Here is a 19,417-nt window from a genome sequence, read left to right as displayed (position 1 = left end):
ATCAACAACCGTTCCGGGATATCTCCTATCACCTCGTCCCGGCCGTCCCACGCCCCCATCTGGCCTGTTCAGCATGGTTTCGATGATCGGAAACTTCATGGACAGCCGCCGTTCACCCGTCACACCGGTGCGGCCGTCCGGTGATCACGCTTCTATGCTGTGGGCTACCGCGCACCCGGCGAGGCGGAGGTGGGATGCAGACCCGTCGCGATCTTTACCAGGCGTACAAGCTGATGACCCAGCGCCTGGGAATGGCCCTGCTCCAGGGCGAACCGGACCTTCCCGAGTCGCCGATGCGCAGGCACAACGTGGCGATGTTCGGCAGCATCCTGGTCGCGGTGCTGGTGACGGCCGTCTTCGGCATATTGGGGCTGCTGTGGCCCGGCAACGCGACCAAGCTCACCCAGCCGGGGACCCTGATCGTGGAGGAGGAGTCGGGCGCGACCTTCGTATACAGCGCCCCGCAGGGGAAGATGATCCCCGTCGACAACGTGACCTCCGCCCGGCTGCTGCTGGGTGAGGGGGAGGTGAAGGTCCGCACGGTCACCGCGGCCTCGCTCGCGGGGTTCCCGCGCGGCGCGCTGGTGGGCATCCCGGGCGCCCCCAAGTCCCTGCCCGCCCACGACCGCCTGGTCCGCACCCCCTGGTCGGCCTGCGTGGTGGAGGGGGTGGACGCCAACGGCGAACGCCGCCCGTACACCTCACTGGTCGGCGGCCTCGACATCGGCGGCAGGCCGATCGGGGCGGACACGGGCATGGTCGTCGAGGAGGGCGGCCAGGTCTGGCTGCTCTGGTCGGACCAGCGGATGCGGGTGCCGGCCAAGAGCATGCCGGCGCTGACCCAGGAACAGCCCCGCCAGGTCCCCTCCGCCTGGCTCAACGCGCTGCCCATCGGACCCGACTTCCAGAGCCCGTCCATCCCGGGTCTCGGCACCGCGGCGCGCGGGCCCGACGGCCGGAGGTCCGCGGTCGGCAGGGTGTTCACCGTCCCGTCGATGACCGGCGGGGCCCCGAAGTGGTACGTCCTGCTCTCCGACGGCCTGGCGGACCTCACTCCCACCCAGGCCGCCCTGCTGCTGGGGGACCCCGCCATCAAGAAGGCGTACGGCCGCATGAAGCCGCTGCCTGCGGACCTGGCCCCCGCGGAAGCGAACGGGATGAAGCACTCAGCCACCAAGCTGGGCGGCGAGGAGCTCCCCCCGACCATGCCGAAACTCACCACGGCACCGCCGACGAGCCCGCTCTGCGCTGTCTACGCCAACACCGAGCGTGGTTCGGCCCGGGCGGCGCTGACGGTGGGCAGCACGGCGCGGATCCCGCCGCCCCCGAGGGGCTGGTTCAACCAGGAGGTGGTCGACCAGGTGGTGCTCCCGCCGGGCCGCGGCGCCCTGGTGGGCCTGCTGCCGGGCAACGGCAGGATGGACGCGATCGGACCGCTCTTCCTGATCAGCGACCAGGGGCGCCGGCACTCCGTCCCGTCCGCGGACGTACTGTCGATCCTCGGCTACACCCCGCAGGAGGTCGCCCCGCTGCCGGCGCATCTGGTGCGGCTGATCCCCGAGGGCCCGGTGCTCGACCCGGCGGCCGCGAGGACCCCCATCCAGGTCAGCCAGCCGGCGCCGGTCCGCTCCCCGGGGGCGCAGGGATAGCCCCACCGGGCGGGCACGGACACACGGACCGGTGATGGGCGGGCCCGCGTTCCGGTGCCCGCCCCCCGTTCCTCGGCGCCCGTCCCCGGCTCCGTCCCCGGGCGGTGCGGGGTGGGGCGGGCACCGGATCTCAGACCGGGCGACCGCTCAGCCGCGGTCCGACCGTCGCGTGGGCCCGCCCATGCGCTCGTCCATCGACCGGGCGAAGCTCTCGTACGCCTGCGACAACTGATCTTCCGTCTTGGTGAAGTCGAGCGGCCCCGGCGGGAGTGGCATGTCCTCCCCCAGCGCGCCGCTCAGCAGTTCGCGGGTCTGGCGCTCGCCGTCCTCCTGAGCCTGGCGGAAGGCCTTCGTCAGCTCGTCGGCCAGCTCATGGCTGTCCAGGCGCATCACGCGCGCGTTGAGCTCGATCTTCTCCACGTGGCCGGACCCATCGATGATCACACTGATCAGGCCGTTGGCGCCCGTCCCCGTGCCGCGGATCTCCCCGATCTCCTGCTGGACGTCGGCGAGACGCTCCATCGCCTTCTCGGCTTCCTTCCCGATTCTTTCCAGACTTTCCAGATCAAAATTATCGGGATCAAACATCTGCGCCCCCAACCGAACCGTGTGTGATCAAAAGTAACTCAAACCACTCCTGACATGGAAGAAATTAACCGATAGTGTCCCGACAGCGTTAACAGCACACCATTAATAAGCAACACCGGGCGAAACGTTCAGTGATACGGACCGGAGGATCGTCACCCCATGGCCCAGGACAAGTACGTCACTTCCTCCGCCATCGCGAACATCCAGCGGAACCTCGGCGAGCGGGTCATCCCGGGACTCCATGAGCTCAAGAAGGACATCGACTCCACCGATGTGGGCTTTCCGGGGTTCGGGCTGCTCGGCATGTTGATGGGCAGTAAATACGCCCAGACGCAGGACGACATCAAGCAGATGGTCGACGAGGCCGTCACCACCGTCGACGCCTGGATCTCCGCACTGGAGACCATCAAGAAGAACTGGCGCGCCGCCGAGGACGCCAGCACCGTCGTCTACCGGTGACGACCGGGAAGAAGGAGGGGACAGATGTCCTTCCCCCTGGCCACAGTGGCCATCGAGAGACTCAAGGCCGCCGCCAAGCTGGACCCCCGGCTCTGGTTCGCGGTGGCCATCGTCACCCCGGCGCTGGCGAACGTCCCGGGCATGGGTGACGCCAAGGCCAACTGGAACGGCCTGGCCAAGGATCTCGAAGTGAAGTACCCCAGCATGGTGGGCAACGCGGTCTTCCTGTCCCGTGGAAACTGGATCGCCGAGGACGCCGAGTCCTTCCTGCACGCGACCGCGGTGTTCGGCGGCGAGCTGCAGCGGCTCAGCGGCATCTGTTACAACATGGAGGGCCAGCTCGACAAAGTACGCGGCGCCTACTACGACTACTGGCTGGGAGTCGTCAAGATCGCCGGTGTGGCCCTCCTCTTCGCCATGACCACCACCGCGCTGGCGGCCACGCCGTGGGGGCTCCAGGCGAGGCTGATGATGACCAAGCTCGCCATCACCGAGAAGATTCTCCTCGCCAAGATGTCGGGGCTCCTGGTGACCCATCTCCAGCTGTCGGGCGACACCCTGGTCAATCTTCTCAAGTCGATGAGCGACCTGTTCAACATCAAGCCCACCGACGGCCTCAAGATCGACTTCAAGCAGGCCGTGATCTCGACGACCCCTCCCCCCCAGTGGGTGGCCCCCAAGCGCGACGTCCCCGCGCCGTACCAGGCGCCCCCGGCCACGCCTCCGAGCACGCCCTCGGACACGCCTCCGAGCACGTCCTCGACCACACCCCCGACCACACCCCCGAGCACGCCTCCGAGCACGCCTCCGAGCACGTCCTCGACCACACCCCCGAGCACGCCCCCGACCACACCCGCCGGCGGCCGCTGACCCCGCCCTCCGGCCGGCCCATGGCCGGTTCGGGGCGGCCACTCCGCGGGCCGCCCCGAGCGGGTGTCACCAGCCGAAGTCCGGCATCAGCGACGGCATCTTCACCTCGGACGGCTTGGCGGCCTCGAGGTCGGGGGTCAGCCCTCCGGTGCTCGATTCGTACTTGAGCGCCTGGGTGAACTCGGGGGTCTTACCCTGGACGGCGGCCACACCGGGCAGTGACTGGCTCTGCTGGTTGTAGAGGATGGCTATGGCGCTGACGATCCCGGTGATCCTCCAGACGCCCTTCGTGTGCGCGTCCACGATCCGCTGCATGGTGGCCCCGAGCCTGAGCGTGATGCCCAGCGCCTGGCCCTCGGCGGTCGCCGCGAAGGCGGCGGTGGCGCGGGCCAGCGAAACATACGTCGCGAGTCCGGCCAGAACCGTCGCTATGCCCTGGCAGACGACGGCACCCCAGAAGTAGATCTCCGCCGCCACGTCGAGGCTGCCTCCCACGCCCTTGCGGCGGCTCTCGAACAGCGCGAGGTTGGTGTCGAACTCGTTGAAGGTCTTCACGAACGTGTCGTAGGAGGTGCCCACCCACTGCTTGTTGTTGCCGATCTCTCTCACGAGCCGCCCCATCTCCTGCCGGAGGAGGGCGATGTCACCGCCCCCGGCCTGGATCGGGTCGATCATCGGGGGACGCACCTCTGCGGGCTTGGGATCGGGCTTGGCGCCGGGCTTGAGGAAGAGGGAGGCAGGGCTGGCGAGCGGCTCGATGTGGATGGGCGACTTGTCGTTCCACTGCGCCGCGGCCCGCTCCATCTCGGGCGAGTCGCCGCCCATCAGCCCCATCAGGAACGTGATGGGCCGCGCGTACGGGATGACGACCGCGGCCATCCCGGCCAGGGCGGTGGCGCCTATGTACATGGCCGGAGCTGAGTCGTACTTCCCCATGGATGTCTCTCCCCTACTCGATCACCGCGGGTGCGACGTCGCCGTCGCCACCCCAGACGCTCTCGTCCTCCGAGAGCCAGGTGGAACGGTCACGGTCCTTGTCTCCCTCGCCCATTCCGCCGGCCATCGGGGCCATCGGCATCATCGGCATGCCGCCGGCGCCCAGACCGGCGCCCAGACCGCGCCCCAGACCCGCGCCCAGCCCCGCTCCGGCGTTCGCCCCTCCGGCGAAGGATCCGAAGCCGGCGCGGTTGCCCGTGCCCAGACCCCCGGTGGACGAGCCGTCCGTCCCCGGCGCCCTCAGGTCCGAGATGTTCGGTGTCCTCGGCGTGTTGAGGGCGTCCGCGATCGACTGCTTGGGGTCGTATCCGGCGAGCTGGGTCTTGAGGGGGTCGTCCAGCCCGTTCCTGCCCTGCGTGCCGTCGTCGAAGTTCGGGGTCTTGGGCAGGTCACCGGCACCTGGAGGCTTCGGCAGATCGTCCTCACTCGGAGGCTTGGGCAGGTAATCGTCATCTTTCGGAGGCTTCGGCAGGTCGTCCTCATACGGAGGCTTCTTCAGGTCGTCCAGGTCATCGTCGTACGGAGGCTTCTTCAGGTCGTCCAGGTCATCGTCGTACGGAGGCTTCTTCAGGTCGTCCAGGCCATCGTCATACGGAGGCTTCGGCAGGTCATCCTCACTCGGAGACTTCGGAAGATCGCCGAACTTGGGGTCGCCCAGGCCCTTCGGATCGAATTTCGGAGTCTTGATGCCCCCGTCGGGGATCTCGGGGCCGCCCTTCTCCTCCGGCGGCGCCTCGGAGCTGCTGGCCTTCTCGGCCTCCTTGGCGTTCTTCACCACGCCGTCGAGGGCCTTCTTCCAGGACTCCAGCACATCCTTGGCCTTCGTCAGAGCGTCGGCGGCGCTGTCACGCACCTCGCGGTGCGCCACGTTCAGACCTCCGCCGATGACGCCGAAGGTGAGCACGTGCATGTCGATGGCCCTGGTCCTGCCGCTGAGCTCCGTCATGACCGGAGCGCGTTTGCCCATGCTGTCGCCGAGAGTGGTGACCCTGTCGTGCTCCATCTTGAACCCGGAGTCCATCATGCGCGGGTCCACGACACCGGGTTTCGTGTTCGCGTTCGGCAGGCCGTAGGCGCCGTAGGGGTTGGCTCCGGAGGAGCCGGAGGGGGTGGCTCCCGAGGAGCCGGAGGAGTTGGTCACAGTGCCCTCCAGCACGGGGACGGGCCCCGCGAAAGCTGATCGCGTCGATCACGCAGACTACGTCAGCCTTTCGGAGGCCGTACAGGGCGACCAGCTACCAAATATGGACTTAAGGCTATATATAGGACATAACTCATATAAGTCCATGTAAGTTACCGCCACCTTACGGATTACACATATATCGGATATATATGCAATTGTAATCAAATGTTAACTTGATCGGCCGGTGTTGCTGTGACACTTGATCGCTACTGTGGTTTTTCGTCGTCATCGCCTGACCATCCGGGGGCGGGCGAGTGCGAGCAGATCACGTGGAGGTGACCGTGGCGCAGCAGACACAGGTAAGCGAAGCCGACCTGGTGGCGGCCATCAACTGGATCGAGGAGTCCGCAGTGCGGATCCGCGACATCCAGAAGAAGCTTGACACGGCGGGCGCCGAGCTCAAGGTCAACTGGGTGGGCCAGTCGCACGCGGCGTTCGACAAGGTCCACCGGCTGTGGCACCAGCGCATCGACGTCATCCTGGGCAGTCTCCAGACTCTCGCGGAGAACATCGGGTCGAGCAACAAGAACTACGCGGCCTTCAACCAGGAGCGGGAGCAGGCGATCAACCAGATCGAGGCGCTCATCAACGCCGCGGCCCCCGCTCAGTACGGCAAGTGAGCACTCCCCCACGCTGCTCTTCGATGACGAACGGAGACCATGATGGTTGATTTCGACGTTACAAAGGTCAACTTCGGCGGTCTGGAGACCGGTGAGGGCGCCTTCCAGTCGGCCTTCAACAGCCTCGTCGGTGAGTTGGAGGACCTGGAGACCAAGCTCCTCCAGAAGACCGCGATCTGGCAGGGCTCCGCGCAGGAGGCCTTCAACACCACGCGGACGCTCTGGCAGACCGAGGCCAAGGGCCTGTCGGACATCGTGTCGCTGATGGCCAAGAACATCACCATCACCCGGATGAACATGCAGGACGTCGAGCGGATCAACGCCGCGATGTTCGACGGCAAGTGATCGAAGGCACATCCGTGCAGCCCTCTCGGCCACCGAAGGCTGGGAGGGCATGGGGCGTGACCATGAACGGGGAGTTTAGACATGGGTCGCGATGGTGGGATCGAGGTCACCCACAAGGCCGTCAAGGACGCCAAGATCGACCTCGAGGAAGTGCTCAAGATACTCAGCCCCGATCCGAAGGACCGTAAGGCGACCCCCGTCTTCTCCCAGAGCGGGCCCATCCAGCAACTGCTCCAGGACCCCGCGGCGATCGGCGGTTTCTGGCCCGCCGCCCAGGGCTTCCAGACGAGCGTGCGCAACGCCGGGAGCGCGGTCGGCAACTCCTACGTGGAGATCACGACGCAGCTCACGAACGCGATCGGACTGCTCAAGGTGGCGCTCACGCGCCTTGAGACCGCCGAAAAGGCCGGGACCGAGCACGCCGGACAGGCCCAGGTCTGACAGGCGCGGGACTGCTCATGCACGACGGGACAGGCATCATGCCGGTCCGAGGGGACGGGTGAGGCACCGTGGCCGCCAAAGAACTGCCGATCAAGCAGAAGATCGACACCTCCGAATTCGACGGCGTCACGCTGGACACGCTGAAGTCCGCGCTCGGCAACGCCAAACCTGAGCTGATCGAGAGCGCGGCGGGAGAGTTCAGGACGGCGATGGCCAACCTGAAGACCCTCATCGAGTCCCTCGATCGGCACCTCAAGGCCTTCGACGAGCACTGGACCGCCGGCGAGGACGCCAAGGTGGTCAAGGCCCAGCTCCGGCGGATCCGCGAGTCGGCGCAGAACGTGGTCGACACGGTCGTGGTGCCCAATCCCCCCGGGAAGATGGGGCCCTTCGCCCCCCAGGGCATCGCCCCGGCCATGGAGATGTACAGCACCACCCTGAGGGCGTTCAGGGGCGATCACATACCGGATAAAGCGGATAAGGACGTCTCCTTCCTCGAAGGCGCCTTCCAGGGCGGGATGGCCGGCGCCGGCGCCGGCGCCGGAGTGGGGTTCTTCGTCGGCGGGGTCGGCGCCGTGCCCGGGGCGGTCATCGGCGCCGTCGGCGGCACGGTCATCGGCGGCGTCACGTCGCTGTTCACCGACGGGCCCTTCCAGAACATGTTCGGCGACTCGAAGACCGAGCAGGACCTGAAGGCCGCCAAGGAACACCTGAAGAAGCTGACCGCGGCCACGGCCCAGGTCAACGAGGCCTTCCCGGTCTCGGTCAAGACCGACATCCCGGAGTTCACCCCGCCCGACCCCACCATCCCCCCCGTCCCGCCCACCGGGGACAAGTACGGACCCAACGGCACTGGCTCCTACCCCCCGGGCGGCGGGCAGCCGTATGTCCCGGCCTTCACCATGAACGGCCTCCCGCCGGGCTCCGGACCGGGCGGGCTGGACGGCGGCCCCGGCGTCCCGGGAGGCGACCTGCCCGGCGGCGGGCTGCCCGGCGGCGGCCTGCCGGGCTGGAACGGCCCGGACGGGAACGGGCCCGGCCAGAACGGCCCCGGCTGGGACGACCCCACCGGGAACGGGCCCGGCCAGAACGGGCCCGGCTGGAACGGCCCCGGCGCGGACGGCGGATACCCCGGTGGCCCGGGGACCGGCGGCACGGGCGGGAACGGCACCCATCCGGGTGGGGACCCCGGGCAGGACACCAAGCTGGCCGGCTACAACGCGCAGCTCAACGACCTCGCCGGCCAGCAGGGCCAGCTGGGCGACGCGGGCCGGCAGAACCTGCTGGGCGGCACCGGCCAGCAGGGCTCCTCGGGCAACGGCTCGGCGAACACCGTCACGGGCGTCGGGTCCTTCCCGCCGGGGGGCACCGGCGGCCACGGAGCCGGCGGGGCGGGAGCCGATGCCAGGGGCATGAGCGGCGCGCGCGCCCTCGGCGCGGGCACCGGATCGACGGTGCCCGTCGTCCCGCACGGCGCCTCCAAGGCGGACGAGGACAGCGAGGAGCGCTCGCGGAGCACCTGGATGCTGGAGGACGAGGACCTCTTCATGAGTGACAAGCCCGTGACGTCGCCCTTCATCAACGGGGCTTCGAAAGGTAAGACATGAGCAAGAATGACGATTTCGGCGACCCGCCTCCCGAGCTGGAGCTCGCGAAGAGCTGGCCCGGGCTCGTGGAGGCGAGCGGCGCCGACATCAAGGCCGACCACGGGCGGATCAGGCAGATCGCCAAGGCGCTGCGGAGCGAGCTCGACGCGCTGCACGGCCAGAGCCCGGCGTCGATGAGCGCCACCTGGAGCGGCCCCGGCACCCTCGGTGAGATCTCGGGGCTCGGCAACGTGGGCCCCTCCGACACCGGGAAATGGCAGACGGCCGAATACTTCGGCCAGAACGTCGCCCAGAGCTACAAGGTGCTGAGCGACAAGTACTACAAGCTGGTCGAGCACTACGAGGCCCTGGTCGCCGCGGTCGAGAAGGCCGTCGGCAACTACGAGAAGGCCCACGGCGGCGACAGCACGGGAGGCCAGGGCGGCGGTACCGCCGCCGCGAGCGCGCGCGGCTGGGAACCGCTCAGGGTCTACTCGGCTCTTTACGGCATCGACGAGGGGCAGCTGACCAGGGCTCAGGTCGAGGCCAAGCTCCAGGCCACCGATCCGGACCGGCTGGAGCGGGCCGGGCAGTCCTTCCGCACCGCCGGGGAGATGCTCGGCGGCAAGTCGGGCGGCAACGGCGGCGGCGAGCTGGGGATCCAGGCCGCGATCAGCAAGAACGCCAAGGAGCTTTCGGAGGCGTGGAACGGCAGGGGCTCGGCCAAGGTGCAGGCCGTGCTCCAGAGGCTCCACGGCACGGCGGGAGCGCTCGGCGAGGCGATGCTGGGTACCGGCGTGGCACTGTCCTGGTACGCCGGTCGGCTCAAGCACTACCGCGACACCGTCCCGCCCCTGCTCCTGACTCCCAATCTGAACAGCACCCCGGGCCTGAAGACCGACCCGCCGTACGCCCTCCCCACGCCGAACACCAGCAGCACCCCCTCCGGCACCACCCCCTCCCCGTACGCGCCGCCGTCCCTCCTCCTGCAGCCGGACCCGAACGAGCCGGCCCGGGCCCACCTGCGCAAGTTCAACGAGGAGATCAACACGATCAACCAGTCGATCTCCGAAGGGCTGGCCTTCGATCTCCCCGCCATCGATCCGGTCGAGTTCGCCCCGAAGACCCAGCAGAAGCCGATCACCGTGGGCGACGTGAGCCCGACCGACAAGGATTCGGGCGGGGTGTGGAACGGCGGCTCCGGTAGCTCGGGCGGCCAGTCCGGCGGGTCGGGCGGCTCCGGTGGCTCGGGCGGCCAGGACGGCTCCGGCGGGTCCGGCGGATCCGGTGGCTCGGGCGGATCCGGTGGGTCCGGTGGCTCGGGCGGGTCCGGTGGTCAGGACGGCGGCTCCGGTGGCCAGGACGGCTCCGGCGGATCCGGCGGCCAGGACGGCGGCTCCGGCGGTCAGGACGGCCCGGGCGGCCAGGACGGCTCCGGCGGATCCGGCGGTCAGGACGGATCCGGCGGTCAGGACGGCTCGGGCGGTCAGGACGGCTCCGACGACGGCCGGCAGGACGGGACAGGCCCGGAGGCACCCGCCGTCATCGGCGGGACCGACCAGCAGTCCCAGCAGACCGAGCTGGCCAATGCCCACCAGAACCCCTGGACCGGAGGGCCGAACCTCAACGGCCAGACGGGGCCGAACACGCTGACCAACACCGGGACGGGTCCCAACACGCTGACCAACACCGGGGTGATCCCGCCCATCCGGGAAGGCGGCCCGACCGGTCTCCGCCCCGTCCTCGGTCCCGGCACGACGTTCGGCGGCCAGGGCGGCGCGGCGGCCGCGGCGGCGGAGATGGGCGTCCTGCGGGCGGGCATGCCCGCGACGGGCTCGCCGTTCATGCCGTTCATGCCGGGGGCCGGCGCCCACGACGAGGGAGTGCAGGAGCGCGACCGGACGGTCTACGACCCGGAGGGCGACGTGTGGACCTCCCAGAACCAGACCATCCCTCCCCTGATCTGCTGACAGGGACGAGATGCACCAGGAAGGACAGTTCTTCGGCGATCTGCTGGCCGACAGCGGGCGGCTGCTCTCGGAGTTGGAGAACCTGCAGGATCTGGCGGAACAGCCGCTCCGGGGCAGCGGCCAGGCGGCGGACGGGCAGGTGAGCGCCGTGGTCGGCCCGGACGGACGGCTGTGCGAGCTGAACCTCAACCCGCGGGTCATGCGGATGGCCTCGGAGGATCTCGCGGGGGAGATCCTCACGGCGGTGAACGCCGCTCTCGACGACCTCCGTGCGGGCCTGCCCGGCCTGGACGCGGTGACGGCCGTGGACCCCGCGGCGCTCGCCAAGAGTCTGGACGGCGTCCACGACGACGTGGTGCGCCGCCTGGAGGAGTTCGCCTCGGGGATCGAGCTCACCGTGCGGCGCCTGGAGGAGCGTTGAGCACCGGCGACGGCGTGACCGTCTCGCACGCCGACCGCCGGAGCGGGGGCACGGGGCTCTCGGCGGCCGGCGCGAGCCAGGCGGAGGGGGTCCGGGCCCTGCGCGCCTACCTTGAGGGGGAGGGCGACCCCTGGGGGGACGACGAGCTGGGGAGCATGGTCGGCGCGGCCTACCGAGAGGTGACCCGGCAGGCGCTGGAGGTCTACGACTCACTGGTCGAGCACCGTGTGACGACGGGTGAGAACGTCGAGACGACATCGGTGAACTACCGGTCGGTCGAGCAGCGCAGCGAGGAGGAGACCGCCCGGCTCCTGCGGGCCGTCCAGCAGGCCTGAGGCCCACCCACCACCGACCCCACGGGGCGGTCCAGCGGGTCTGGGGCCCGCCTACCGCCGCAGGTCGGCGGGGGGCAGTATCACGCCGGCCGGGCTGGAGGGGTTGATCACGACGCCGACGCCGGGGGGCAGCAGGCCGGCCAGGTCGCCGCCGCGGATCCGCTGCCAGCCCGTGGCGCCCTCGGGGAGCTCGCCGGGCAGGTGGGCCTGGGCCGTGTAGGCGAACGCCGCCCGCCCCTCACCCGTGTCGAACACGGGGATGCCCCCGTCCGGCCCGGCGGCCACGATCACCTGGGCCTCCAGGAGCAGCGGGACGATCTCCTCCCCCGTGGCGTAGCCGGCCGAGCTGAGCTGGACGGCGCCGTCGACGGGGTCGGTCGGCTCGGGGTAGCCCAGCGCCACCGGCGAGGGCCGGTAGTTCGGATTGTGCCGGAACTCTCCGGTGATCTCGCCGCGTTCGTCGGCCCGCCACGCGCCGACGACGCCGTACGGCGGCACCTCGCCCCCGGGGTCGAAGAACGGGTCGACCGCGTAGAGCCATGTCCCGGGGCTGCGCCGCGCGCGTTCGCGCAGCTCGTCGGTGAGCGGCGGGGGCGGTGGGGCGTCGTTCACTCAGATCCTCCTGGTCATGCCCGAGGGTAGCCCGGGTAAGGGTCGTAGTGCGGATTGGAGATGAAGTTCTCCGGCGTTTTGGGCACCCCCTCCGGCCAGGCACCGGAGATGTACCGCCGGTGCACGCCTCCGGGGAAGGCGATCTCCTGCTCGTGGTACAGGCGGGCGCCGTTGGTGCCGTAAGTGGAGAAGGTGTCACGGACGTCGATCCCGCCGGGGGCGTCCACCTCGTAGACGTAGCGCCTCGGGAGGACATTGTCGATGTCCTGGCGTGTGCTGGTGCCCACGAAGGCGGAGGGCCGGTTTCTGTTGACGTAGTCGTCCAGATTGGTCATGGAGGTGTCCCGCGGGTGGAAGCCCTGCTCGAACACCTCCTCCGGTGGCCTGTTGTCGGCCCGGTATACCGGCGGGCGGTCCCTGCGCCAGATCGGGTACGGGACGATCGACTTCACGTCGACGTTCTTGTCGACGGCCGACTCCAGATAGTTGTCGGGGCCGCGCAGGGGCGTGGGCGGGCGCTTCGGGGGCTGGGGGCCGGGGGCGGCCTGCTGCCGGGCGGAGGACTTGCGCAGCAGCTTGGAGGCCTGTCCGAACAGCCGGAGCGCGCTCCGTTTCAGCAGGTCGACGATCCGGCGGACGGCCTGCCGTACGGCCAGGCGGGCGCCGCCCACCACGGCGGGGATCGCCGTGAGAGAGGCTCCCGAGGTGGGTCCGGCGGCCGTGACGAGCCGGGACATGTTCACCGCGAACCGGACGATGATGACGATCAGCGCCACTTTCAGGGCGAGCACCGCCATGGCCGTGATCTGCAGGGCGGAGCCGATGAGCATGGCGGCGCTGACCGCGTCGCCGTTGCGGCCCGAGTTCTTCTCCCAGTCCCGCTCGAACGCCCTGACATCGCCGCCCTCGTTACGGGAGACGGTCCGGACGGCGTGCGCGTCGGCGGCCGCCGAGGCGCGCGCCAATGTCGTCCCGCACGAGATCCACTGCTGCCCGGACTCGTGCATCTTGTCCTCGTCGCACACCGGCCAGGGCACTCCGACGATGTTGGCGAAGGCGGCCAGCTCGGCCGGCGGTTGCAGCGCCAAGTGATGTACGGCCTCAGAGGTCCAGGCGGCGGGCGATGCGGTCGAGCTCGCCCATCGCGTCCTCGAAGGTCCGGTTGTAGGCCGCCTCCGCCTCCCTGACCTGGCCGAGCACCGCGTCGGGGTCGTTGACGTATCTCATGGGATTGGCCTCCTCCCCGAACGACTCCTCCATGACCTGGCCGATCCGCTCCTGGAGGTCGCGGGCCGCGTCACGGATGACCTCCTTGATCTTCTCGGCGAGCTCGCCCGAGCTCAGGCGCATCGCCTTGGGATTGAGCTCCAGCTCGCGCAGCCCGTCGCCCGAGTACTCCACGGTGACCAGCCCGTCCTCGTCGCGCGCCCGCCCGACCACCGTGGTCAGGGCCTTCTGGACCTCCCCGATCCGGGCGAAGTGCGCCTCGGTGTCCCGCAGGACCTTGTGGATGTCGACGTTCGCGAAATCTCCGAGCTCCGCCACCGGCTGCTCCATTTCCACCGCGGTCAGGTCGGCCACGTACGTACCGGAAGGCACATCCAGCCACTTCCGCAACAACCTAACCGATTCCCGTACTTTCGGGACACCGACCTGGTGATCTCTCCGGCCCGCGCTCAGCCCGCCAGACCGCGCACCCAGGAGTAGACGTCCAGCACGCCGAGGGCGAGCGGGAACAGCGAGACGATCAGCAGGACCTCCAGGATGTCCCCGGCGCGCCCCCAGAAGGGGGAGGGCTTCCCGGACGGCAGCCACAGCCCGATGACCGCCGAGATCACCGCGACGCCCAGCAGCCCCATCACCGCGGCGACCGCCGCCACGCCGCCCACGCCGGCGACGTGCGAGATCACGAGGGTGACGATCCCGACGAGGCCGGAGACGATCAGCCAGAGCCGCTGGCCGAGCCCCTGGAAGACCCGGGCCCGCATGATGAGCGTCAGCGACAGCGTCGACGCGGTGGCCACGGCGACCCAGCCGTCGGCCATCGCGAGATACAGCAGGGCGACCAGCGCCACCATGCCGACCCCGGCGACCAGCCCGGTCGCGTAGCGCTGCGCGTGGACGGTGCGCTCCCGGATGGAGGCCCCGTCGATCTGCTGGTTGTCGTTGCGCAGCTCGTCGGCGCTGGTCGGCATCGTGGGCATCGGCAGGCGGGCCAGCCGGAAGGACAGCATCGGGATCAGCGGGCTGAAGGCCAGCAGGATCGCGAGGGTGACCGCGGCGACTCCCGCGGCGGAGGCACCGGAGATCATCACGACGGCGGCGCTCAGCGATCCGGCCATCGAGGCGATCGCGGTGCCGAGGAAGCCCGGCACGCCGTCGGCGATCGCGATCACGCCGATGGTGGCCACGAGGCCGACGGTGGCGAAGGCGGCGAGCATGTTCGGCGCGCCGAAGCCGAACGCGCCCCCGGCGCCCGCCGGCGCCATCAGCCCGGCGAAGAAGCCGTACGGCAGGGCCGCGTAGCCGATCAGCGCGCCCGCGGGCGAGTCGCCCACGGCCCGGGACAGCGCGGTGCCCGCGACGATCAGCAGGAACGCGAACACCCCGGCGAGCACCGCGGAGACCGTCCACGGCGGCCCCGTCAGCGCCAGGGCCGCCGAACCGGCGACCAGGACCGCGGTCGCGACCCCCACCCCCACCAGGCGGGTGTGCCGGTCGGTCCACTTCCCGTTCCCCTCCGTGACGCCGGTGGCGACCACGTCGGCCACGTCGTCGAACATCGCGGGGGGCAGCACGGCCTCGCGCGGCCTGAGGTAGAGCACCTCACCGTCGAGCACGCCCAGGGCGCCGAGGCTCTGGCCGATGTCGAGCGGGGGGCCGCCGAGCCGCTGGAGCACCCATCCGGGGGCCGCCGCCGAGTCGCCGCCCACCTCGTCGACCGCGCGCAGCAGGCTCGGCAGCACGTGGGGCAGCGGGATGTCGGCGGGCAGCGCCAGATCGACCTTCCTGCGGGGGGCCACGATCGTGACGTGGCACAGGGTCGGCAGCGGCGGGGCGAACTGCGCCAGCGCGCTCTGCAGCATCGGCCCCTGAGCGGGCGGTTGAGCCAGCGACCTCACAGTCGTACTCCCTCTCACCACAGGCATCACGGACATCATGGACATCCACGGATACGGTATCGGGGAGAACGGGGATCATGCGCGACAGCCGCACATAAACGTTTTCTGGTAGGAAAGGACCGCAAACGATCAGGGGGGCGATTCCAGGGTGAGCATCGTCATCGTACGGCGCCCGGAGCGCCGGCCACCGCCCAAGCCGCCGCGGGGCGAGATCCTGCTCGAGTCTCCGCCGGAGATCCCCGAGGTCCAGTCCCAGGGGTTCACCGCGGTGCTCACCTATCTGCCGATGGTCGCCGGCGGCGCCGCGATGGGCCTGATGTTCACCGCCGGCGGCAACTCCAACCCGATCATGTACGTGGCGAGCGGCCTGTTCGCCATATCCATGATGGGCATGACGCTGGGCCAGATCGGCCGCCAGTCCGGTGAGCGCAAGCAGCGGCTCAACGGCCTGCGCCGCGACTACTTCCGCTATCTCTCCCAGGTCCGCAAGAAGGTGCGGCGGGCGGCCACGCAGCAGCGCGAGGCCCTCGAATGGAGCGGCCCCGCCCCCGACTCGCTGTGGTGGGTGGCGATGGGCCAGCGCCTGTGGGAGCGGCGGCCCCGCGACGACGACTTCGGCACGGTACGGCTCGGCACGGGTGTGCAGAAGCTCGCCGTCCAGCTGATCCCGCCCGACTCCAAGCCGGTCGAGGATCTGGACGCCCTGTCGGCCGGCGCGCTGCGCAGATTCGTCCGGGCGCACTCGACGGTCGCCGAACTGCCGGTGGCCGTGGCCCTGCACTCCTTCGCCCGGATCAACCTGACCGGCGACCCGGTCGCCGTGCGCGAGCTCGTGCGGGCGATGATCGCCCAGATGACCGTGTTCCACTCCCCCGACGACATGCGGATCATGGTGTGCGCGAGCAAGGAGTGGATGACCCAGTGGGACTGGGTCAAGTGGCTGCCCCACGCGCTGCACCCGGAGGAGACCGACGCCGCCGGCCAGGTGCGGCTGATGGCGGAGAACCTCGGCGAGCTCGACCGGCTGCTCGGCCCGGAGCTGAAGGAGCGCGCGCGGTTCAGGCCCGGCGCCTCCTCCGACGCCCTGCCGTACCACGTGCTGATCATCGACGGCGGCCACGTGCCGCACGACTCCCAGCTCGGCACCGACGCCATCCAGGGCGTCACCGTGATCGACCTGTCCGGGTCGGCGGGACCGATCGAGGAGAAGAACACCCTCCGGCTGGACATCCAGGAGGACGGCTTCTTCATGGTGAAGATCGACCACGCCGGCAAGGAGACCTCGACCCGCCTCGGCGACCCCGACCGGCTGGACTTCCTGCGGGTCGAGGGGCTGGCCCGCCAGCTCGCCCCGCTGCGCGTGTCGACCGCCAAGGGCGGGGAGACGCAGGACGTGCTCTCGATGAACACCTCCCTGACCGACCTGCTCGGCGTCGGCGACCCGACCCGCCTCGACGCGGCGCTGGCGTGGCGGCCCAGGGCCGGGCGCAACCGGCTGCGGGTGCCGATCGGCCTCGGCGTGGACGGGCGCCTGGTCGAACTCGACATCAAGGAGTCGGCGCAGGGCGGCATGGGGCCGCACGGCCTGGTCATCGGCGCCACCGGGTCGGGCAAGAGCGAGCTGCTGCGGACCCTGGTGCTCGGTCTGGCGATCACCCACTCGTCGGAGATCCTGAACTTCGTCCTGGTCGACTTCAAGGGTGGCGCCACCTTCCTGGGCCTCGACACCCTCTCCCACGTCTCGGCGGTCATCACCAACCTCGAAGACGAGCTGCCCCTCGTCGACCGCATGTACGACGCCCTGCACGGGGAGATGGTCCGCCGCCAGGAGCTGCTGCGCGCCGCCGGCAACTACGCCTCCCTGCGCGACTACGAGCGCGCCCGCGAGCAGGGCGTCGACCTCAAGCCGATGCCCACGCTGTTCGTCGTGATCGACGAGTTCAGCGAGCTGCTGTCGGCCAAACCCGAGTTCATCGAGCTGTTCGTGATGATCGGCCGGCTCGGCCGATCCCTCGGCGTCCACCTCCTGCTGGCCTCCCAGCGGCTGGAGGAGGGACGGCTGCGCGGTCTGGACACCCACCTGTCCTACCGGGTCGGCCTGCGCACCTTCTCGGCGATGGAGAGCCGGGTCGTGCTCGGCGTCGCCGACGCCTACGAGCTGCCCTCCGCCCCCGGCAACGGCTATCTCAAGTTCGACACCACCGGGATGACCCGGTTCAAGGCCGCCTACGTGTCCGGGTCCTACCAGGTGGACCCCCGTAACGCGGCGGTGCCGGACGGGCAGGGTCCGCTGCGGCAGGTGGTGGAGTACGGCCCGGACTTCGCCCCGGTCCCCGTCGTGGAGGAGCCCAAGAAGGAGCTGACGTCGGCGGACGCGCCTCCGGAGAGGGGCTCGGTCAGTCTGCTCGACATCGTGGTGGAGAGGCTGAACGGCCAGGGACCGCCCGCACACCGGATCTGGCTGCCCCCGCTGGGCGAGCCCCCGACCCTCGCCCACCTGCTCCCGCCGCTGTCGGCCACGCCGGAGTTCGGGCTCAGCACGACCGGGTGGGGCGGCCGGGGCCAGCTCCACGCCGTCGTGGGCCTCATCGACAAGCCGTTCGAGCAGCGCAGCGACCCGTTCTGGCTGGACATGTCGGGGGCGGCCGGCCACGTCGGCGTCGCCGGGGGCACGCAGAGCGGCAAGAGCACGGTGCTGCGCACGCTGATCACCAGCATGGCGCTCATGCACACCCCGCGCGAGGTGCAGTTCTACTGCCTGGACTTCGGCGGCGGCTCGCTCGTCTCGCTGGAGGGGCTGCCCCACGTGGGCGGGGTCGCCAGCCGTCTCGACGGCGACCGCGTCCGCCGCACGGTCGCCGAGATCTCCGCCCTCCTCGAACAGCGGGAACGCGACTTCACCGAGCAGGGGATCGACTCGATCCTCACCTACCGGCGCCAGGTCGCCGACGGGACGATCGAGGGAGACAAGTTCGGTGACGTCTTCCTGGTGATCGACGGCTGGCTGACCGTCCGGCAGGACTTCGAGTCGCTCGAACCCGTCATCACCGACCTGGCCGGCCGTGGCCTCGGTTACGGCATCCACGTCGTCGCCTCCACCAACAAGTGGTCGGAGTTCCGGGCGGGCATCCGGGACCTGTTCGGCACCCGGGTGGAGCTCAAGCTCGGTGACGCCTACGAGTCCGAGGTCAACCGCAAGTCGGCGCTGGCCGTGCCCGAGGGGGTCCCGGGCCGCGGGCTCACCAGGGAGGGGCTGCACTTCCTGTCCGCGCTCCCCAGGATCGACGGCGTCCAGAAGGCCGAGGACCTGTCCGTCGGCGTGCGGGCGCTCGTCCACGCGGTCAGGGATGCCTGGCAGGGTCCCCCCGCCCCCGGCGTGCGGCTGCTGCCGCCGGTGCTGCCGGCCGAGACGCTGCCCGACCCGGAGCAGACGGGGCCGGGCCGGATCCCGATCGGCATCGACGAGGCCACCCTGTCGCCCGTCATGATCGACTTCGACACCGACCCGCACTTCATCGTGGTGGGCGACACCGAGAGCGGGAAGTCCAACCTGCTCCGCCTGATCACCGAGGGCCTGGTCGCCCGGCGCACGCCGTACGAGGCCAGGATGATCGTGATCGACTACCGGCGGGCGCTGCTGGACTCCGCCGTCACCGAGCACCGCATCGGCTACGCCGCCTCCAGCGCGGCGGCGACGGGGCTGATCAACGACGTGCGCGCCGCGCTGCTCAACCGGCTGCCCCCGGCCGACCTCACCCCCGAGCAGCTCCGGACGAGAAGCTGGTGGCAGGGGGCGGACCTGTACATCGTCGTCGACGACTACGACCTGGTCGCGACCTCGGCGAACCCGCTGCTGCCGCTGGCGGACCTGCTGCCGCAGGCCCGTGACATCGGGCTGCACCTGATCATGTCGCGGGCGATGGGCGGCGTCGGCCGGGCGATGTACGACCCGCTCATCCAGCGGATGAAGGACATGGCCAGCCCCGCGGTGATCCTGTCCGGCAACAAGGACGAGGGCTTCCTGTTCGGCAACGTGCGGCCGCATCCGCTCCCGCCGGGCCGGGGCTACTACGTCGACAGGAAGTTCGGTGCCAGGCTCACGCAGACCGCGTACCTGCCGCCGGACGAGCCGCAGGAACCGGATGAGCCGCAGGAGCCGCAGCCGGATGAGCCGCGGGAGCCGGAAGGGGAGGCGCAGTAAGGGCGGCGGGCAGCCCGCG

Annotated in this window: 18 protein-coding genes; 11 read left to right on the top strand and 7 right to left on the bottom strand. The window is 70.1% G+C overall.

What is annotated here, in order from left to right:
- The first annotated feature begins 194 nt into the window (after window positions 1–194).
- Complete coding sequence (eccB, locus tag J2S55_RS23475) at window positions 195–1,649, top strand: type VII secretion protein EccB (RefSeq protein ID WP_306864850.1); 1,455 nt, start codon at window positions 195–197, stop codon at window positions 1,647–1,649.
- Between the two features lie 147 nt (window positions 1,650–1,796).
- Here eccB and J2S55_RS23470 read toward each other — a convergent pair whose 3' ends face one another.
- Window positions 1,797–2,237 (bottom strand): YbaB/EbfC family nucleoid-associated protein, encoded by a 441-nt coding sequence (locus J2S55_RS23470; protein WP_306875539.1) that lies wholly within the window; start codon window positions 2,235–2,237, stop codon window positions 1,797–1,799.
- Between the two features lie 159 nt (window positions 2,238–2,396).
- Between J2S55_RS23470 and J2S55_RS23465 the strand changes: the two genes are divergently transcribed.
- Window positions 2,397–2,696: a hypothetical protein gene (locus tag J2S55_RS23465; protein WP_306864847.1), complete on the top strand. Its 300-nt coding sequence runs from the start codon at window positions 2,397–2,399 to the stop codon at window positions 2,694–2,696.
- A gap of 24 nt (window positions 2,697–2,720) precedes the next feature.
- Entirely contained in the window at window positions 2,721–3,566 is an 846-nt protein-coding gene (locus tag J2S55_RS23460; RefSeq protein ID WP_306864846.1) for a hypothetical protein, read from the top strand.
- Window positions 3,567–3,632: 66 nt separating this feature from the next.
- On the opposite strand, the gene J2S55_RS23455 is transcribed toward J2S55_RS23460, so the two are convergent.
- Together J2S55_RS23455 and J2S55_RS23450 are read right to left on the bottom strand one after the other, a co-directional pair.
- A complete protein-coding gene (locus J2S55_RS23455) occupies window positions 3,633–4,502 on the bottom strand; it encodes a hypothetical protein (RefSeq protein ID WP_306864844.1) in 870 nt (289 codons plus the stop codon).
- Window positions 4,503–4,515: 13 nt separating this feature from the next.
- Window positions 4,516–5,703: a hypothetical protein gene (locus J2S55_RS23450; RefSeq protein WP_306864842.1), complete on the bottom strand. Its 1,188-nt coding sequence runs from the start codon at window positions 5,701–5,703 to the stop codon at window positions 4,516–4,518.
- 323 nt (window positions 5,704–6,026) lie between these two features.
- Between J2S55_RS23450 and J2S55_RS23445 the strand changes: the two genes are divergently transcribed.
- The 7 genes from J2S55_RS23445 (at window position 6,027) to J2S55_RS23415 (ending at window position 11,463) form a co-directional block, all read left to right on the top strand.
- Window positions 6,027–6,365 (top strand): WXG100 family type VII secretion target, encoded by a 339-nt coding sequence (locus J2S55_RS23445; protein WP_306864839.1) that lies wholly within the window; start codon window positions 6,027–6,029, stop codon window positions 6,363–6,365.
- A 39-nt stretch (window positions 6,366–6,404) separates the two neighbouring features.
- Window positions 6,405–6,710 carry a WXG100 family type VII secretion target gene (locus tag J2S55_RS23440; protein ID WP_306864836.1) on the top strand — a complete coding sequence of 102 codons (306 nt, stop codon included), beginning with the start codon at window positions 6,405–6,407 and terminating at the stop codon, window positions 6,708–6,710.
- A gap of 81 nt (window positions 6,711–6,791) precedes the next feature.
- The gene (locus J2S55_RS23435) at window positions 6,792–7,151 is read left to right on the top strand and encodes a hypothetical protein (protein ID WP_306864834.1); all 360 of its coding nucleotides are present in this window, start codon (window positions 6,792–6,794) and stop codon (window positions 7,149–7,151) included.
- 68 nt (window positions 7,152–7,219) lie between these two features.
- Window positions 7,220–8,758, top strand: coding sequence for a WXG100 family type VII secretion target (locus J2S55_RS23430; protein ID WP_306864832.1), 1,539 nt, complete (start codon window positions 7,220–7,222; stop codon window positions 8,756–8,758).
- Window positions 8,755–10,707, top strand: coding sequence for a hypothetical protein (locus tag J2S55_RS23425; RefSeq protein WP_306864831.1), 1,953 nt, complete (start codon window positions 8,755–8,757; stop codon window positions 10,705–10,707). The genes J2S55_RS23430 and J2S55_RS23425 overlap by 4 nt, the downstream gene beginning before the upstream one ends.
- A gap of 10 nt (window positions 10,708–10,717) precedes the next feature.
- On the top strand, window positions 10,718–11,128 hold the full coding sequence (locus J2S55_RS23420) for a YbaB/EbfC family nucleoid-associated protein (RefSeq protein ID WP_306864829.1): 411 nt from the start codon (window positions 10,718–10,720) through the stop codon (window positions 11,126–11,128).
- On the top strand, window positions 11,125–11,463 hold the full coding sequence (locus J2S55_RS23415) for a hypothetical protein (RefSeq protein WP_306864826.1): 339 nt from the start codon (window positions 11,125–11,127) through the stop codon (window positions 11,461–11,463). The genes J2S55_RS23420 and J2S55_RS23415 overlap by 4 nt, the downstream gene beginning before the upstream one ends.
- A gap of 51 nt (window positions 11,464–11,514) precedes the next feature.
- Here J2S55_RS23415 and J2S55_RS23410 read toward each other — a convergent pair whose 3' ends face one another.
- The 4 genes from J2S55_RS23410 to eccD all read right to left on the bottom strand — a co-directional run bounded on the left by J2S55_RS23410 (window position 11,515) and on the right by eccD (window position 15,197).
- The gene (locus J2S55_RS23410; RefSeq protein ID WP_306864824.1) at window positions 11,515–12,075 is read right to left on the bottom strand and encodes a type VII secretion system-associated protein; all 561 of its coding nucleotides are present in this window, start codon (window positions 12,073–12,075) and stop codon (window positions 11,515–11,517) included.
- 14 nt (window positions 12,076–12,089) lie between these two features.
- Window positions 12,090–13,163 (bottom strand): scabin-related ADP-ribosyltransferase, encoded by a 1,074-nt coding sequence (locus tag J2S55_RS23405; RefSeq protein ID WP_306864819.1) that lies wholly within the window; start codon window positions 13,161–13,163, stop codon window positions 12,090–12,092.
- A 13-nt stretch (window positions 13,164–13,176) separates the two neighbouring features.
- Window positions 13,177–13,674, bottom strand: coding sequence for a YbaB/EbfC family nucleoid-associated protein (locus tag J2S55_RS23400; protein WP_306864816.1), 498 nt, complete (start codon window positions 13,672–13,674; stop codon window positions 13,177–13,179).
- A 77-nt stretch (window positions 13,675–13,751) separates the two neighbouring features.
- Window positions 13,752–15,197 carry a type VII secretion integral membrane protein EccD gene (eccD, locus tag J2S55_RS23395; protein WP_306864813.1) on the bottom strand — a complete coding sequence of 482 codons (1,446 nt, stop codon included), beginning with the start codon at window positions 15,195–15,197 and terminating at the stop codon, window positions 13,752–13,754.
- Between the two features lie 148 nt (window positions 15,198–15,345).
- On the opposite strand from eccD, the gene eccCa reads away from it, so the two are divergent.
- Window positions 15,346–19,398, top strand: a complete 4,053-nt coding sequence (gene eccCa, locus J2S55_RS23390; protein WP_306864809.1) for a type VII secretion protein EccCa — start codon at window positions 15,346–15,348, stop codon at window positions 19,396–19,398.
- The last annotated feature ends 19 nt before the right edge of the window (window positions 19,399–19,417 follow it).

It is taken from the genome of Streptosporangium brasiliense, assembly GCF_030811595.1.
In the GTDB taxonomy this organism is placed as follows: Bacteria; Actinomycetota; Actinomycetes; order Streptosporangiales; family Streptosporangiaceae; genus Streptosporangium; species Streptosporangium brasiliense.
Note: the sequence above shows the minus strand (reverse complement) of the source record. Positions and strands in the feature narration are given on the sequence as shown.

Coding starts and splice junctions, on each gene's coding strand:
- eccB (WP_306864850.1), top strand. CDS start 195: ATGCAGACCCGTCGCGATCTTTACCAGGCGTACAAGCTGATGACCCAG.
- J2S55_RS23470 (WP_306875539.1), bottom strand. CDS start 2,237: ATGTTTGATCCCGATAATTTTGATCTGGAAAGTCTGGAAAGAATCGGG.
- J2S55_RS23465 (WP_306864847.1), top strand. CDS start 2,397: ATGGCCCAGGACAAGTACGTCACTTCCTCCGCCATCGCGAACATCCAG.
- J2S55_RS23460 (WP_306864846.1), top strand. CDS start 2,721: ATGTCCTTCCCCCTGGCCACAGTGGCCATCGAGAGACTCAAGGCCGCC.
- J2S55_RS23455 (WP_306864844.1), bottom strand. CDS start 4,502: ATGGGGAAGTACGACTCAGCTCCGGCCATGTACATAGGCGCCACCGCC.
- J2S55_RS23440 (WP_306864836.1), top strand. CDS start 6,405: ATGATGGTTGATTTCGACGTTACAAAGGTCAACTTCGGCGGTCTGGAG.
- J2S55_RS23435 (WP_306864834.1), top strand. CDS start 6,792: ATGGGTCGCGATGGTGGGATCGAGGTCACCCACAAGGCCGTCAAGGAC.
- J2S55_RS23425 (WP_306864831.1), top strand. CDS start 8,755: ATGAGCAAGAATGACGATTTCGGCGACCCGCCTCCCGAGCTGGAGCTC.
- J2S55_RS23420 (WP_306864829.1), top strand. CDS start 10,718: ATGCACCAGGAAGGACAGTTCTTCGGCGATCTGCTGGCCGACAGCGGG.